This is a genomic window from Burkholderia sp. F1 (genome assembly GCF_050813845.1).
In the GTDB taxonomy this organism is placed as follows: Bacteria; Pseudomonadota; Gammaproteobacteria; order Burkholderiales; family Burkholderiaceae; genus Burkholderia; species Burkholderia ubonensis.
This window is the reverse complement of the sequence record NZ_CP172421.1, coordinates 21,929-38,315: the sequence shown is the minus strand read 5'-3', so window position 1 is coordinate 38,315 and position 16,387 is coordinate 21,929. Positions and strand designations below refer to the sequence as shown.

Sequence of the window (16,387 nt, the reverse complement as noted above, 5' to 3'; positions counted from 1 at the left end):
CATTCAACCGTCCCGGTATTTGCAGCGAGTCGTTCAAGCGTCGGGACGGGGCACACCCCATTGGAAGCAAAGGTCGAGCCATCGCGCGGCGCGCCCTGTCCGGCAAGGCGGAATCGCGTGTCGGCCGAGGCCCGGATTACACAGTCGACAGGTTTTTGATTCATCGGCGTATCAGCCGTCTGCGCGGCCCGACGAACGTCCGTCGCGGGCGCCATCACCGGCATCACGCCTTCGCCGCGCGTTGCGCGCGGGTGCGCAGCGGTTCGGCGCACGCCTGCACGCGGCTCACCGATTGCCGTCGCGAGACGGCCGCGGGAAGGGCGCCGGATGCCCGTTTCATGAACGCAACGTTTCGCTTCGGCCGCGCGTCACCCGTGCCGGCATGGGGAAAATCCCCATGTGCGCGCAGCGGTCGCCGATGCCTGCGGTGCCGTGTCTCGCGCATTGCCGAAGCAGCAGTCGTGCCGACTCTCGATCATGCGGCATGCGTCAGCGGACCCGCGCCGCTTGCCGCGTCGCGCGTCGTATCACGTGTGTAACGTTCCGTTCCGCCGGAGCGACGGCCGAACACGCCGTACGACGCAGCCGCCGGATGCGGCGCGGCTGGTTCGAAACTTGCAACATGCCACATGCCGCCACACGCGCTCGCATTCGCTGCGCGGCGAATCATTCAGCCGGCAGGACGCCCGGCGTGACGAGGTACCACACATGACATGACTTGCCACTCGCCACGAGATGGCGGGTACGAGGACGCTTCGTCAGCGCATGCCCCCACGACGAAACGATCCCCGGCCATGACGCAGCGCGGCTGCGTTGCGCCGCCGATTCACGCGCGGGACAGTCTCCCGCGCCAGGACGAATCAGGGAGCGATTCGAGGTTCGACATGCGGAAATTCCTGTTTGTGCTCGGCTCGCGCCAGGAGGCGGCCGGGATGGCGCCGCTCGTGCGCGCGCTGAAGGCTCACGGCAACATCGACGCGAAGGTCTGCGTCACGGTGCGACGGCGCGAGACGTTCGATCCGCTGCTCGCGCTGTTCGACATCACGCCCGACTACGCGCTCAACCTGACGGACGCGGGCCACGCGCAGGCCGACGCGACGTCCGGCCTGCTGCACGCGGTCGGCGACGTATTCGACCGGCTGCATCCGGACACCGTGGTGGTCTACGGCGACACGATCACGACGCTGATGGTCAGCCTCGCGGCGTTCTACCGTTACCTGCCGGTCGCGCACGTCGAGGCGGGCCTGCGCAGCGGCGACATCTGGTCGCCGTGGCCCGAGGAGCTGAACCGCCGCATCACCGATGCGGTGTCGACCTGGCATTTCGCGCCGACCGAGCGTGCGCGCCGCAACCTGTTCAGCGAGGGCGTGCCGGCCGACAGCGTCGTGCTCAGCGGCGACACGCTGATCGACGCGCTGCAGGGCGTGCGGCGCATCCTCGAGCGCGACGAGGCGTTCGCGCGCACGATCGTCGCGCGCTATCCGTTCGTCGCCGGCGACAGCCGCATCGTGCTGGTGTCCGGCCACCGCTTCTACAGCGGCGACGTGCGCGCGTGCTTCGGGCATGCGCTGCGCGTCCTCGCGAGCCGTCATCGCGACGTGCAGTTCGTCTATGCGCTGCACGGCGAATCGGGCGTCGACGAGCCGATGTGCGCGCTGCTCGAGGGCATCGCGAACCTGCACGTGATCGAGCCGCCCGCGTACCTGTCGTTCGTGTTCCTGATGTCGCGCGCGCACTTCATCATCACCGACTCGTGCGGCATCCAGGAGGAGGCGCCGGCGCTCGGCAAGCCGGTGCTCGTCACGCGCGACACGTGCGAGCGCCCGGAGGCGGTCCAGGCCGGCAACGCGCGGCTCGTCGGCACGGACGCCGAGCGCCTCGTGGACGAAGCGTCGCGCCTGATCGGCAGCGACAGCGCATACGACGAGATGGCGCACGCGAGCAACCCGTACGGCGACGGCCATGCGTGCGAGCGGATCGTGCCTGCGTTGCTGAGCCGGCCGCATGCGGCGCCGAACATCGTGAACTACGGAATGGGATCGGGAGAGATGCCGTTCAACGCGCTGGCGCTGGGACTGCATGCGCTGCGCTCGGCGTAAAAGAAAAACGCCGCGCGGACTTGCCGCGCGGCGTCTGATCGTTTGGCGAGCCGCGTTGCCTGTGGGCAATGCACGCTGCCGGACCCCTTCTATTGTGCGTTGGTAGGCTCGATTGGACTCGAACCAACGACCCCCACCATGTCAAGGTGGTGCTCTAACCAGCTGAGCTACGAGCCTACTGAAGCGGCGAATTATAGAGAGGGTTGTTGCAGAGCACAAGCGTTTTGACGCAATTTTTTTGATTCGGTGTGTGCGGCGTGGTCGAGAGCCTTGTCGATCGCGCGTCGCGGGCCGTGCGGCGCGGGCAGGCCGCATTGCGCCGCGTCGCACAGGCAAACGCGTCGGGACCGGCAGGTTATCCACATTTCCCTCTGGATAACCGCTTCGGAAGCCTCTGGACTCACAGTGGAACGATTGAGGATATCTGTGCGGCCTGTGCAACGCTCCAAAAGTTGTTCTGTGCTCCACAGAGCTGTGCAGGCGAATTTCGTGCGGTTATGAATTCGGCATCGCGTTGATTTTTCAGTGCGTTTGGGGAGTTATCCACAGGACGGCGCAGGGCTTGTTAACTACTACTACGTTTATATACACATCCAGTCAAAACCATTGGAGAACCACAGAGCGGTGACTGTGATCGGTGCACAAATGACGTGAAATGCTGTGGCCAGCACCCGCGAGCGGTGCGAATTCCTCTGTAGAATCGCGCACATCGACGCAGCGGACGCTTTTCCCATGACGCCGGCAAACAGCGCGGCACAGCATCGGATCACAGAAAAGATCATCCGCTCGATCACGAATCTCCTGGACATGACCGATCCGCTGACCGTTTTGCAACGCTGGTCCGCGTCCCGCTGCGATGGCGTCTGGGAACATGCGCACGGTATCGAGATCGCCAATATCGACAACCCGGGCTGGCGCGTGAAGATAGATGGCGCATCGGCCGGCAAGTCGCTCGACCTGCAGGTCGAGCACGACGAGATGGACTGGATCTCGGTCCGCGCGACCAACACGGCATTTGCCGGGTACGGTGGCCCCGGCAACCTGCCGGAGCTGCTGGCGCTTGCGGCTGACTGGATCAAGGAGGCGTGATGCGCTGCCGATCGTTCTGGATGACGGGCGCTCGCCGATGAAGATGCGCGATCTGGCGATCCATGTCGATTTCGAGGCTGTGGTCGCGCGAGACGACTTCAGCCGAGCGGCACGCGACGTACTCGCCCAGGCCATCGCGCGGGGCGGGCTGGACGAGCGGCTGAGACGCGACTGGAGTCTCGACGAATACACCCAGGTCCGCATCAGCGGGTTGCTGGCACTGAGGATCGCCCTGTTCGACGAACAGGGCCGCGAACATCATGGCTTCATCGAAGCGAAAGCGGCGGTCGACCGGCTCGACGACGACGAGCGGATCGTCTGGTTCGTCGTCGATACGGTGACGCATCTCGTCGTGTCGTTGATCACCGTTGCCGACTACGTCGTGATTGGCTGCATGTCGTTGCGACGGGTGAAGCCGAACGAATCGGGCATTGCACCGCACGCGGACGGATTGCCGCTCGCGCGGACGACGAACGGGGAGCGGCGATGACGACCCAGGCCAGGCAACCGGATGCGCTCGATATCGACGTCGTGGCGCGGCGCCTGCAGCAGCATCCCGGCGACATCGTCCTCGAACAGCGCGTATTGATCCCCGAAGCCGACGTCTTGTGCTGTCGCTACAAAGGCGAGCGGTTCAACGTGAAATTCGATCTCGATTACGGGGTGTTCGTCGACCGGATCGGCGCGTTGTCGGACAGCGATATGGCCGACATTGTCCGGTTGCTTGTCGCGTGAACGACGGAACATGGATGGTGAAGCGTTCGTAACGCGAAGATGCGCCGATGATTCGTGCGGCTCGGGCCGGGTGGATGTGGATAAGCGCGAGCGAACCAGTCGCAAACGCTGTGTTGCATACGGCGCGAATCGCGTCTGGATACTGTCTATCTTCAATGAAATATCTTTCCTCGCTTTTTCTTCTTGCGTTTCCGCTACTTGCCATGAGTGAGTCAATTTTCGGCACGATGGACAACCACCACGTCACGCTCAACACGGCCACGATCGTCGGGCTGCGCTCGGCTTACGAGGATTTCGAAAAGAGCGGACAGGACATCAACAACTTCGAGATCGCGATATCCGAGAGAAAGGCATCGAATGGCGAGGGTGTCGACGGGAAGGACGTCATTGGCGTGACGTTCCTCGCAAAGCTGATTCCCGGTAAGCGCGGGCTCGGCAACGCGAACCGTCTCGGGAAATCGATCAACTACGTCATCTCTCCGGAAAGCGGGAAGATTCTCGGGATTTACGGGACCAAATGATCGTGTGATGAGGTGATTCAGAAATGACGAAAGACCGATCGGCCAGTGGATTCCCGATAACCGGGCGGGAACCGTACACGCTGTCTCCCGAACGTCTCGACGAAGCGACGATTGCGGCCGAGTCCGGCGATCTGGCTTCAGCCGAGTCGCTGTATCTTCACTATTCCTTTGGCGAATACGATCGTTTCCTGTCGGAGCGTTGGCGCCTGACCGCAGCCACGCTGGGTTCCATGCGCGCGCAGCGCGATCTGGCTGTTACGTCGATGGATGCTCGATCGCCTGACCTGATCCAGGGCGACGCGCACGATGCAGACGACGGGAGCCGGTGATGGGACCGATCGTCTGCCACCGTCACGGGACCGGCCGCGTCAGGACGACGTCGAAAGGCATCGCCGCACGCCTGCGCACACGCGGGCAATTCGCGCCCGGCGAGCTCGTCAAGGTCTCGCTCGACCGGCCCAAGTACAGCCGGGACATGTGGATGCTGCGTGCCGAACTCGACGAACACGACGTCGAAGCGACCTTCATCGACAACGTCGCGCACGTGACGGCCTTTCCGAAGATCGCGGCGCTCGAGCGCCTGCGCGCGTACACCTGTTCGGCCTGCATGGACGAGCTGCTCGTGCGATCCGGTGAAGCGCCTTATGAACCGACGTCGACGGAGCAGGCGTTCGACACGTCGGTCGTCGCGGCCAACGCGAAATGGCCAGGCAATCACGCGCGATGCGAGCTCCACGGGCTCATCCTTCCGACGCGAACGTCGCCGGACATCGAGGAGGTGATCCTGTCGATCGACGTCGTGCGCGATCGTCATGTGGTGCGGGTGATCAAGGCATCGGTGAACCACGAGCACGGGTACTGGTTCGACGAAGCGTTTCTGCGCCGCGTCTGCGGGCCCGATATCGATATCGTCGGGTCGACGTTTCGAATCGACAGCAAAGCGGCATTCGTGAAGCTGTGGGATGCCGGGGAGCGGGTCTGTCCGGTTTGTCTGCGGGAGGTTTTGCAGCGCAGCGGCGTGATCGATGCCGGTACCGGGGGGTAAATGAGCGCGGCCACGATGTCATTCATGCAACCGGCGCCGTTGTGTGCGGATCTCGACGCGATCGTCCGGGAGGAATTGCGGCTCGGCAATGTGTTGGCGGACGGGCCCATCTCATGAACCCTCGGGATCGCGTCGCGGAATTCACGATCATCGAACGTTGCCCCGGTTACGACGTGGCAAACAATCCGCTGCGGCGGACGATTGCGGAGTTGATGCCTGTCGGGATCACGTGGCGCGCGGGCGGTGCGCAGCAGGTCGTTCGCAATGATGCGGGCATCGCAGGCAGGGTGCTGGGCGATGCGAGCGGCGTCGCGATCGTCGAAGCGCCTTATGACTCGACGGCCAATCGCGCCTCCATCGTCAACGTGGATGGTTCGCTACGGGCGCGGCTGCCTGCGGCGATCGGTGTCGAGCGCATGGCGTACTACGACGTGATCGAGTTGAATGGTTCGATTGCGTTTCTGGCTGACGCGTGTGGACGGGATGTTCGCATCGAAGTGCGGGAAGCCGATGGCGCCGTGGTTCGTGTTGTGGATAACCGGTAGCGCGGAGGTGTGAAAACGCTGTGCTCGTTTCCAGTGAGGTTACATGCCGACGCGGAACACCGCGACGGTGAACGATCGAGACATCCAATCGGATGTGGAAAAGTATCGCCCAACAGGGCGAAAATGCTGTGGCGCGCCGGGCGTGCGCTCGAGTGAATGGATGCGCCGGAGCATGTCAGTCAGGCGTTTTCTGCGACGAACGGCTCTTCGACATTTCTGTCGTCGGAGCCGGTTTGCGCCGTGATCTGGGATGTGAATAACCGGCTGGAATAGGACGCTAAATCCTGTGTGCTGGCTTAGCGCAGTCACACAACGGTATCAGGTGATTCGCATCACTGGAGGGATGCGTCTCATTGCGGTTTTAGTGGGGCGTGCCACCCTTGGCTGTGTCGATGAGGGTCTGCACATTGCCGTCCCATGCCGGTAGCGGAGCGGGCGGAAGCGGCAGGACCTTGTCGAGGTTCGGCAACTTGAGGCGGCCTTGATAGAAAGCGAGGGCGCGACCAAGTTTGCTGTAACGTTGCGCGCGGGCTTCGTCGATGTAGCCGACGAGGTTGGAACCATCGGTAAGATCAACTCCGTCGAATTCGGTAAATAGCTTGTTTGCGCACTTGGCGCTTCCCAGCTTCACGCCTTCGTGAAGGATGTTGACGGCACGGAGTTTTGCTTGAGCGGTTTTTGGTCTCGCGTAGATGTAGCCTAACTCCTTTGCGGCATCCCCATATCCCTGCGCGACAGCACATTCGAGCATCTGCGTCGCAACGGGCACATTGCCCCAGAACCCTTCTGCAGGATCGTCATATCCCCCATCCATCTTGTCGCCAAGAAAGGCCATGGCTACGGGGCTGCCCATGTCGGCCGCACGCTGGAAGAAAGCGTAGGCACTGGTAGCGCTTCCGCCGTTGACCAATCCGTTCTGGTGATACGTACCCATCCTGTCGTAGGCATCGGGCACGCCCAGCTTCATGGCCTTTTCCACCCAGCGGATGGCGGCTTCCGGATCATGCTCCGGCACGCCAGGGTAGTGGCTCAGAATAAGCGACGCGAGATTGAGCATGGCCTTCCAGTGATTGCGTTCGGCGGCCTGCGTATAGAGCTGATAGATCTTCGGATAGTCGCGCTTCTTGTAGAAGATGTTCGGGTCATCAAGTGCGAGGGCCTGCTGGAACCACAGCTCGGCCTGCGGATCGATCGGCGGCACTTGCTGGTCTTGGTAGACGCAGGTGAAGGTCTTACGGTGCGGATTGAACAGCGGGAGTTTCTCGTAACGCGGCAGATCGGACGTGGCGGCGCTCAGCTTGTCCATCGCGGCCGTCAAGGGATTGGCCTGCGAGCTGGTGGCGAGCAAGGCGAGGCTGACGATCAGCAGTCTCAGGCAGAAGGTGGCAAGTGTCGTGCTGAATCGATGCATATCAGGCGGTGTTTCCGGGTGACTTGGTACACCTGTGGATCAGGTAGAAATACAGAGGCTGCACGGCATAGACTGGCGCGATGAATTCGCCTCCCTAGAGGGCCGCACCATTTTGCGGTTTCAGTGGTGGCGTGACGGCCTTTGCTGCATCAATGAGGGTCTGCACGTTGCCGTCCCACTTCGGCAATGGAGCAGGCGGAAGCGGCAGGACCTTGTCGAGGTTCGGCAACTTGAGGCGGCCTTGATAGAACTCGAAGGCGTTGCCGAGGTTGCTGTAACGTTGCGCACGGGCTTTGTCGATCTGGCCAGCCAGGTTGGAGCCTCTGGTGAGATTAAGTCCGTTGAATTCGGCAGACAGTTTGTTTGCGCACTTCGCGCTTCCCAGCTTTACGCCTTCGTGAAGGATGTCGAGGGCACGGAGTTTTGCTTGAGCGGTTTTAGGTCTCGCGTAGATGAAGCCTAGCTCCTTTGCGGCATCCCCATATCCCTGCGCGACAGCACATTCGAGCATCTGCGTCGCAACGGGCTCATTGCCCCAGAACTCGCCTTCCGGATCGTCATATTTGCCATCCATCTTTGTGCCAAGAAAGGTCATGGCTGCCGGGCTGCCCATGTCGGCGGCACGCTGGAAGAAAGCGTAGGCGCTGGTAATGCTTCCGCCGTCGACCAACCCGTTTTGGTGATACGTACCCATCCTGTCGTAGGCATCGGGCACGCCCAGCTTCATGGCCTTTTCTACCCAGCGGATGGCGGCTTCCGGATCATGCTCCGGCACGCCAGGGTAGTGGCTCAGAATAAGCGAGGCGAGATTGAGCATGGCCTTCCAGTGATTGCGTTCGGCGGCCTGCGTATAGAGCTGATAGATCTTCGGATAGTCGCGATTCGCGTAGAAGATGTTTGGGTCATCAAGTGCGAGGGCCTGCTGGAACCACAGCTCGGCCTGCGGGTCGATCGGCGGCACTTGCTGGTCTTGGTAGACGCAGGTGAAGGTCTTGCGGTGCGGATTGAACAGCGGGAGTTTCTCGTAACGCGGCAGGTCGGACGTGGCGGTGCTCAGCTTGTCCATCGCGGTCGTCAAGGGATTGGCCTGCGAGCTGACGGCGAACAAGGCGAGGCCGGCGACCAGCAATTTCAGACAGAAGGTGGCAAGCGTCGTGCTGAATCGATGCATATCAGGCGGTGTTTCCGGGTGACTTGGTGAGCCTGTGAATCAGGTAGAAATACAGAGGCTGCATGGCATAGCCTGGCGCGATGAATTCGCGTCCCTAGAGGGCCGCACCATTTTGAGGTTTCAGTGGTGGCGTGCCGCCCTTTGCTGCGTCGATGAGGGTCTGCACCTTGCCGTCCCATGCTGGTAGCGGAGCAGGCGGGAGCGGCAGGACCTTGTCGAGGTTCGGCAACTTGAGGCGGCCCTCCTGATAGAACTCGAGGACGTCGCCGAGTTTGCTGTAGCGCTGCACACGAGCTTCGTCGATATGACCGACGAGATTGCTGCCATCGGTGAGGCCAAGGCCGTCGAATTCAGGTGCCAAGCTATTTGCGCATTTGGCGCTTCCGAGTTTGACGCCCTCATGGAGAATTTTAAGTGCGCGCAGCTTCGCATCGGCGGTCTTGGGGCGAGCGTAAATCAAGCTCAGCTTTTCTGCGGCATCTCCATAGCCTTGTGCAAATGCACATTCAAGCATCTGGGTTGCTATCGGCAAGTTGCCCCAGAATCCCTCACCTGGATCGTCGTAGGTGCCCGCCATCTTATAACCCAGGAATGTCTGTGCTGACGGACTACCCATGTCGGCGGCACGCTGGAAGAAAGCGTAGGCGCTGGTAATGCTTCCGCCGTCGACCAACCCGTTTTGGTGATACGTACCCATCCTGTCGTAGGCATCGGGCACGCCCAGCTTCATGGCCTTTTCTACCCAGCGGATGGCGGCTTCCGGATCATGCTCCGGCACGCCAGGGTAGTGGCTCAGAATAAGCGAAGCGAGATTGAGCATGGCCTTCCAGTGATTGCGCTCGGCGGCCTGTGTATAGAGCTGATAGATCTTCGGATAGTCGCGCTTCTTGTAGAAGATGTTCGGATCATCGAGTGTGAGGGCCTGCTGGAACCACTGCTCAGCCTGCGGGTCGATCGGCGGCACTTGCTGGTCGTGGTAAACGCAGGTGAAGGTCTTGCGGTGCGGATTGAACAGCGGGAGTTTCTCGTAACGCGGCAGATCGGACATAGCGGCGCTCAGCTTGTCCATCGCGGCCGTCAACGAATTGGCCTGCGAACTGGCGGCGAACAAGGCGAGGCCGGCGACCAGCAATCTCAGACAGAAGGCGGCAAAGGTTCGGTTCAATCGGAACATGTGAGGCGTCGACGACGTCTTCGGATCAAGTGATGTTCACGGGGGCTTGCGCGAAAGGATTCGCCGTTGCCGATGCTTACCCCCGTGTTCATCCGGTGAATTTACAAACTGATCGTGCGTATGCCGGCGACACCTGTATCCGAGTTCGGACAGCCGAGATACGTCCAGCGCAAGTCTTCTACGGCAATGTCAATGAAGCGCTCTGCCGGGCGTGGAAAAGCCTGACCGTGCTCAACGAAGGCCTGCTGGTTCCATCGGTTATAGAGCGCAGACATCGGGTGATCATTGGCAACGCGTCCTTCCCAGATGCCGGTTTGCGGGCACATCTTATGGCCATTGCATTGGAGCGTCGCCGAGGGTTCCGGAACCTGCCGCAGCCAGCCGGAATCGAGCGCCATCTGAAGGAAATCGTTGCGGCCGGGGGGGAGACGGTAAGGCTCTCCGAGGTAGTGCCATTGCACCTGATCGGCAGTCAACCAACCGAACGAGGAGACCTCGAAGCGCTCGCCGGCCTCGTAACGTTCAGGCTGATTCCGGCGTGCCGGGATCAACTGGGTTTTCGGTGCCGACGCCGGGCCGTAGAGTGCCAGCCAGTAACCAGCACGGGGTACTACCTGGTCTCCGGTGATCGCAAACTGGCTTTGCTCCAGGGGCTGCACGGCGTAGCCCGGAGCAATGAATTCGCGTCCCTGCAGGGCCGCACCATTTTGCGGCTTCAGTGGTGGCGTGACGGCCTTGGCTGCGTCGATGAGGGTCTGTATTTTGCCGTCCCACTTCGGTAGCGGAGCGGGCGGGAGTGGCAGCACCTTGTCGAGGTTCGGCAACTTGAGGCGGCCTTGATAGAACTCGAGGGCACGACCAAGTTTGCCGTAACGATCCGCACGAGCGTCGTCGATGTGGCCGACAAGGTTCAAACCTCTCGTGAGATTAAGCCCGTTGAATTCGGCAAACAGCTTGCTTGCGCACTTCGCGCTCCCCAGCTTCACGCCCTCGTGAAGGATATTGAGGGCACGAAGTTTTGCTTGAGCAGTTTCTGGCCGTGCATAGATGAAGCTCAATTCCTTTGCGGCATCCCCATATCCCTGCGCGACAGCACATTCGAGCATCTGCGTCGCAACGGGCACATTGCCCCAGAACCCGCCTTCGGGATCGTCATATTCCCCGTCCATCTTGTCGCCAAGAAAGGTCATGGCTGCGGGGCTGCCCATGTCTGCCGCACGTTGGAAGAATGCATAGGCGCTGGTGGCACTTCCGCCGTTGACCAACCCGTTCTGGTGATACGTACCCATCATGTCGTAGGCATCGGGCACGCCCAGCTTCATGGCCTTTTCCACCCAGCGGATAGCGGCCTCCGGATCGTGCTCCGGCACGCCGGGGGAGTTGCTCAGAATAAGCGAGGCGAGATTGAGCATGGCTTTCCAGTGATTGCGCTCGGCGGCCTGCGAGTAGAGCTGATAGATCTTCGGATAGTCGATCTTCTCGTAGAAGATGTTCGGGTCGTCGAGCGCGAGCGCCTGCTGGAACCACTGCTCGGCCTGCGGGTCGATCGGCGGCACTTGCTGGTCTTGGTAGACGCAGGTGAAGGTCTTGCGGTGCGGATTAAACAGCGGGAGTTTCTCGTAACGCGGCAGATCGGACATGGCAGTGCTCAAATTACCGTTCATGGCAGTCAAAGGATTCGCCTGTGAGGCAGTCGTCAGTAGCCAAAGCCCTGCGATTAGCAATCGCAGGCAAAAGGTCAAAAACGTTGTACTGGGTCGATACATATCAGGCCAGGGCGGTGTTACCGGTTGACGGGATATCCACGGACGCATGCATCGTCGTCGTAGATCGGTGATCTTCAAAAGGGAGCAAAAATCCGCTAAGTGGTTGCTTGCCTACTTTCCAGAGCGCGCGATTGGTATCCATGAGTGCCTGCCACTGGTCGAATATGTTTGGCACTTTTGAGGGGTCTCCACTTCCAGGAATTTGACCTTCCGTAAGAAGCTTGAAAATATCCTCGCGCAACTTCGCGGCATGTTGCGTCCCGGTCGCGGCAATATTGATCTCGCTGTCCGTTGCCATGCTGCGCTGATTCAGGTTGGCGCTTCCCACGGTGACGAATACATCATCGATGATCATCAGCTTGGAGTGGATATAGATCTCCCGATAGGCCATGCGATCACCGACCATCCCGCTCGCGCGCAAGCGGGAAATGCTGACTTTCAGCCCATACGTCTTCATGAGTTCCTGCACGCCAGGCGTGTCCAGAACCTTGCGCTGCTGGGTCGCTATCGTTCCGCCCGATTCCCTGATGGTATACGTGATGACCCGCGAATCCTCGTAGTCCTGGCTGGCGTGAACCTGGTCGAGGTGTTGTTGCTGATCCGACATTGCATTCCCGTTGTATCCGCCTCCCAGCATGCTGACCATGTCATACGTGCGCGGAATCATCCCGTCGTCCTCCGGATGCGGAATGACGATGAACAGATGCAACATCGGCATCTCCATCGGGGGCAGTCCTGATTTCTGCACCCATTTCTTCCAATGGTCCCTTCGCGTCTCTTTCAACTGACGGGCGAAGTCGGGATAGAAGAAATACTGGTTCTCGATATAGATGTAGTTGCGCGCATAGCTGCTTGCCTGGTAGTAGAGCTCCTTGATTGTTTTTTCCTTCTCCCGCGGATGGGTTCGAACGATCTGGACCGCCAGGGCCGGATCGCGTGTCTCTCGGGGAATGTTGGGCGGAACATCAGTCAGCTCTGGAACCTGATGATCGGGCGCAAAAATATTCCAGTCGCGCACGAAGTTCTCGTGCAGGCGTTTGAGCGCCGGGCCGACCACGCGGCAAGCATAGTCCTGATAGGGCTTGCCGTGCTTGTAACCCTTGGTGGCGGGCTTGCCCTGTGTCGCTTTCTCGTGCGCCTGCTCGTCCTCGAGTTTCTTGTCGGTAAGGACCTCTCTCAAAGGGTCGTCGATTTTGTGGTCGGTTCGATCCCAGTAATCGGTCACCGAGTTCAGACCCATCACATAACCCACCGCGTACTTGCCGCCTTCGTGCGCGTAGTCGATCAGAATTGGCTTCTGGTGGTGGGTCGGATAATCCATCATCAAGTTGGATTCGTTGAGCGGATTCGGGCCACTGACAGGTTTGTCTTTCTCATCAGAGAGCGCATGCTCGACATCTGCTTTCTCGATGTCGCGAAACACAACCTGCAGACGTGGATTCTGGCCGCTGACGTTGCCTTTCGGCCGGTTGCGCTTCCACCAATCCACACAGAATTGATGGCGTTCCGGGCTCGCATAGGGGGACGAGCCACTCACGACCCAAGCGAGCGGATTCGTGTAGTAGCCGCCATTGTCGGAATATCCGGGCACGTTGTTCTGTTTGGCAGACGCAACTTTGTCGTACCACACCATCAGCCGGACAGTGACCGGATTTTCCTTTCGCGTCGTGATCTCTTCAAGCAGTTTGCCGTATGTCGTCCCACGCGGCCACTTGTCGCCATTGCGCTCGAGTTCCATGCCCGGATCGAAACCCCAGCAGACGAGATCCACCGTGGATTTCGCAGCGCGCAGGTTCTCGGCAATGGCGCGAAAGCCGTTCTCGCCGCAGATGATGAATTCGAGCTTGTTCTCATAGGTAACGGGTGCGAATTCCCCCTTTGTTTCCAAAAGCAGCTGCACTGCTGCCACTCCGGTGCGCGCTTGTTCGTCGATCGCGAAGGTTGCCGGATTCTGCGATTCGAGCGTTTGATCAGCCATGTCCTGTTTTCCTGGTGACTTTGATGTATATCGACATCCGGTTCAGACCAGCCGCTCGCCGCGGTTGGTTCGACGATCAGGGTGCTCGGGATCGTCGTGCAGTGCTTCGTGCACCTTCAGATCAAACTGGCCGCCATTGGCAAGTTTGACCTGATATGCCGGTGTACCCGGCTGATGGTCCTTGATCACGATTCGCCCGAATTCGTCCGTGACGCCCTCGCCGATTTTCTCGCCACCCTTGTACAGATCGTAGGGCTCGCTCACATAGAAATGCGCTTCGCCAGGCAATGCCCGCAACGCGAAGTGCAGCTCATCCTTCTGCGGCGGCAGCGCCTGAATGGTTGGTGTGCCCACGCTGTCCGGCCCCGTAAACGTCTGGCTCGCGGAATGCACTTCAAAGCCGCCGGACGTACCGCTCTTGATTTGTCCGGCCGTCCAGCGCGTATAGCTGCCACCTCCGTTGATCTCGACTTCCTGCTGCGCACTCAGGGTGATCTTGGTGGCCGTCACCGTCACGTTGAGCTTGGCCAGCACGTTGATGCTGTCCTTCAGGGCCTTCAGGTCGATGTCGCCGCCGGCCGCGACGAGTCTCATGCCGGCCTCATAGACGAACAGGCGCAATGCCTTGCGCATGCTCGCGAAAAGGCCGCCGCCGGTGCTGACCGACACGTGCGCACCCGTCGTGATTGACGTGGTCCGGTCGCTGCTGACGTGAATCTGTTCCGGTGTGCTGATCGCGACCCCCGCCGGACTTGCCAACACCAGGTGCGGTTGCGTGAATTGCTTCAGCGCACCGGCGCCCTGAATGGCTTTTGCCTGGGCCTTGAGCGCGGCGGCCACGCTCTTCTGCTCGCCGTCCTGCGCGCCCGCCGACAGCGCCGACTGAGCGAGACTGGACGCAGTGTCGTTTGCGTTGGTGAGCTGGAGGTTCACCTCGTCGACGCTGAATGCATCACCGGAGGCGCCACTACGCGGATGAGTCGTCAGCAGCAGGCCGCGCGCGCCACGCACCGCGGCATGCCCGTCCGTGCGCAGCTCGACCCCTTCGCCTCGCTTGTCGCCGCGGCCGGAGGGCTCGCTCACGCGCGTGAGATAGCCGAGGTGCAGGCCGCTTTCAAGATGATCGCTGCGGATCTGCGTCTGCACTTGCCCCTTGGTATCGTCCTTCAGCCAGACGTTGTTCTGCTGACCGCCGATTTCCTTGCTGACGAAGCCCGACAACGCATGCTGGTCGGGCAGATTCCATTGCGGCCGGTTCGCGCCATTGCCCACGCGTGCGGTGATGATCGGGCGGTCCGGATCTCCGTCGAGAAACGGCACGACCACTTCGTCGCCGATTCTCGGCAGCTGGATGCCGCCGAATCCGCCGCTCGCCCACGGCTGCGCAACCCGAACCCAGCATGAACTGCGCTGATCGCGCTGGCCGATCCGATCCCAGTGAAACTGGATCTTCACGCGGCCAAGATCGTCGGTGTGGATTTCTTCGCCCTTGGGGCCGACCACCGTCGCCGTCTGCATCCGCATATCGGGCTTGTGGTGCTCGAATGGGCTGCGAAACGGAATGGACTTGCGCTGCGCTTCGATCCTGACGAGGAAAAAGCCGGCGGATCCATCGGCATGCGGCACGTCGAATCTCGCATGACCTTCCTGGCCCGCTCGTGCGTCGGCAATGTGCTGGTACAGGCTGCCCGGAAAATTCGCATGGTGGCTCGATACCGGAATGTTGTTCTCGATCGTCCATGCCGTTTCGATGACGGAGAATTGCCGCTTCTCGTCCACATCGCGATCATGTTCAGGATGCCCGACGATCTCGAACCATCGCCCGGCATCCATGCCACGCACTCCGCCGGCGCCATGAAACCGCTTGGCGCGAGATTCCCATTCCTCCATGCGAATCCTGGACAAGTGATCGCCACGACCCTGCTTCAGATAGGTATAGGGCCCGGTGTACCGATACTCTTCCAGGTGTTCGGGCAACTCCTGTTGCGACATCGTGGGAACGTTGGTTCCCTTAGGAAGGCCGGACGTCGGGCTTTTGTAGTCGAAGGTGCTGGTGGTCAGGATCGCGCTATGCAGCGATCGCTCGCTCGACCAGTGGACCAGCGCGTCGGCTTCGCTGTTCGTGCCGGATCGGTAGAACTTGATCGCTTGCGTCGCGAGCGGCTCGAAGGTGTGCAGGCTGTCGGTGATCACCAGGGTATGCGATGTGCCGTCATCGTCCTGTTGCCAGATGCCGAACAGCCCCTCGTCCTCCATCAGCCGATGAGCGAAATTCCAGTCGTCTTCGTACTGGGTGCAATAGGATCTCGCCGGCAGCGGGTTCGACAGCGCGAACTTGAAGCGGCCACGGGCCTGCGGATGCGCATCGAAGACTTCGGTGAGGATTTCATCCGCCGCCTTGTCTTGCCAGATGCGCTGGTCGCGCCGGTATTTCAGGAAGTGCATCCACGACGCGAACGAGAGCTGGTAGCTCGTCAACGCGCCATCGGAACCGAGGCGCCGCACCGCATGGACGTAGCCGTGGTAGGGCGCGTAGGATCGGTTCGCCAGTTGAATCCACAAGGTCACCGGCTGACCGATCAACTTCGTTTGCTTGATGTTGCCCTGGGTGGACAACGCGTCGATCGTAAACTCGAAATGTCGACCGATTCGCGACCAACCTGCGGCCCGTTGGGGCAACAGCACGTTGGTTCCCAGCGGCGTGTCCAGTTTCAGCAGGCGATCCTGCTGAATCAGTCCGCCCTGAATGGCCCTCACGATGTCCTGCGCACTCATTTTCATCCCTTTTCTTACATTTTTATTACTTGTGTCACTGGTGTGACAGGGCTCTCTGGCACGATTTTACAGGGTGTT

11 protein-coding genes, 1 tRNA gene and 3 pseudogenes are annotated in these 16,387 nt (G+C 60.7%); 8 read left to right on the top strand and 7 right to left on the bottom strand.

The window, feature by feature from the left end:
- Positions 1-884: 884 nt before the first annotated feature.
- On the top strand, positions 885-2,099 hold the full coding sequence (gene wecB / locus ACFIMZ_RS00145; RefSeq protein WP_431820886.1) for a non-hydrolyzing UDP-N-acetylglucosamine 2-epimerase: 1,215 nt from the start codon (positions 885-887) through the stop codon (positions 2,097-2,099).
- Positions 2,100-2,199: 100 nt separating this feature from the next.
- On the opposite strand, the gene ACFIMZ_RS00140 is transcribed toward wecB, so the two are convergent.
- Positions 2,200-2,276: transfer RNA gene (locus ACFIMZ_RS00140), tRNA-Val, on the bottom strand.
- Positions 2,277-2,759: 483 nt separating this feature from the next.
- Here ACFIMZ_RS00140 and ACFIMZ_RS00135 point away from each other — a divergent pair.
- The 7 genes from ACFIMZ_RS00135 (at position 2,760) to ACFIMZ_RS00105 (ending at position 6,034) form a co-directional block, all read left to right on the top strand.
- On the top strand, positions 2,760-3,188 hold the full coding sequence (locus ACFIMZ_RS00135) for an immunity 53 family protein (RefSeq protein ID WP_431820885.1): 429 nt from the start codon (positions 2,760-2,762) through the stop codon (positions 3,186-3,188).
- Positions 3,160-3,678, top strand: a complete 519-nt coding sequence (locus ACFIMZ_RS00130; protein WP_431820884.1) for a hypothetical protein — start codon at positions 3,160-3,162, stop codon at positions 3,676-3,678. The genes ACFIMZ_RS00135 and ACFIMZ_RS00130 overlap by 29 nt, the downstream gene beginning before the upstream one ends.
- On the top strand, positions 3,675-3,923 hold the full coding sequence (locus ACFIMZ_RS00125) for a hypothetical protein (RefSeq protein WP_431820883.1): 249 nt from the start codon (positions 3,675-3,677) through the stop codon (positions 3,921-3,923). The genes ACFIMZ_RS00130 and ACFIMZ_RS00125 overlap by 4 nt, the downstream gene beginning before the upstream one ends.
- A gap of 155 nt (positions 3,924-4,078) precedes the next feature.
- Positions 4,079-4,444 (top strand): hypothetical protein, encoded by a 366-nt coding sequence (locus ACFIMZ_RS00120; RefSeq protein ID WP_431820882.1) that lies wholly within the window; start codon positions 4,079-4,081, stop codon positions 4,442-4,444.
- A 23-nt stretch (positions 4,445-4,467) separates the two neighbouring features.
- Positions 4,468-4,773 carry a hypothetical protein gene (locus ACFIMZ_RS00115; RefSeq protein WP_431820881.1) on the top strand — a complete coding sequence of 102 codons (306 nt, stop codon included), beginning with the start codon at positions 4,468-4,470 and terminating at the stop codon, positions 4,771-4,773.
- Complete coding sequence (locus ACFIMZ_RS00110; protein WP_431820880.1) at positions 4,773-5,489, top strand: hypothetical protein; 717 nt, start codon at positions 4,773-4,775, stop codon at positions 5,487-5,489. The genes ACFIMZ_RS00115 and ACFIMZ_RS00110 overlap by 1 nt, the downstream gene beginning before the upstream one ends.
- Before the next feature lie 113 nt (positions 5,490-5,602).
- Positions 5,603-6,034, top strand: coding sequence for a hypothetical protein (locus ACFIMZ_RS00105; protein WP_431820879.1), 432 nt, complete (start codon positions 5,603-5,605; stop codon positions 6,032-6,034).
- 367 nt (positions 6,035-6,401) lie between these two features.
- On the opposite strand, the pseudogene ACFIMZ_RS00100 reads toward ACFIMZ_RS00105, so the two are convergent.
- The 6 genes and pseudogenes from ACFIMZ_RS00100 to ACFIMZ_RS00075 all read right to left on the bottom strand — a co-directional run.
- A pseudogene (locus tag ACFIMZ_RS00100) lies at positions 6,402-7,340 on the bottom strand (tetratricopeptide repeat protein); the annotation flags it as partial.
- Positions 7,341-7,542: 202 nt separating this feature from the next.
- Positions 7,543-8,511, bottom strand: a pseudogene (locus ACFIMZ_RS00095) (tetratricopeptide repeat protein); the annotation flags it as partial.
- Positions 8,512-8,713: 202 nt separating this feature from the next.
- A pseudogene (locus tag ACFIMZ_RS00090) lies at positions 8,714-9,664 on the bottom strand (DUF6396 domain-containing protein); the annotation flags it as partial.
- Positions 9,665-9,891: 227 nt separating this feature from the next.
- Complete coding sequence (locus ACFIMZ_RS00085; RefSeq protein WP_431820878.1) at positions 9,892-11,430, bottom strand: DUF6396 domain-containing protein; 1,539 nt, start codon at positions 11,428-11,430, stop codon at positions 9,892-9,894.
- Between the two features lie 127 nt (positions 11,431-11,557).
- Complete coding sequence (locus ACFIMZ_RS00080; RefSeq protein ID WP_431820877.1) at positions 11,558-13,534, bottom strand: phospholipase D-like domain-containing protein; 1,977 nt, start codon at positions 13,532-13,534, stop codon at positions 11,558-11,560.
- Between the two features lie 42 nt (positions 13,535-13,576).
- Positions 13,577-16,309, bottom strand: a complete 2,733-nt coding sequence (locus tag ACFIMZ_RS00075) for a type VI secretion system Vgr family protein (RefSeq protein ID WP_431820876.1) — start codon at positions 16,307-16,309, stop codon at positions 13,577-13,579.
- Between the last annotated feature and the right edge of the window lie 78 nt (positions 16,310-16,387).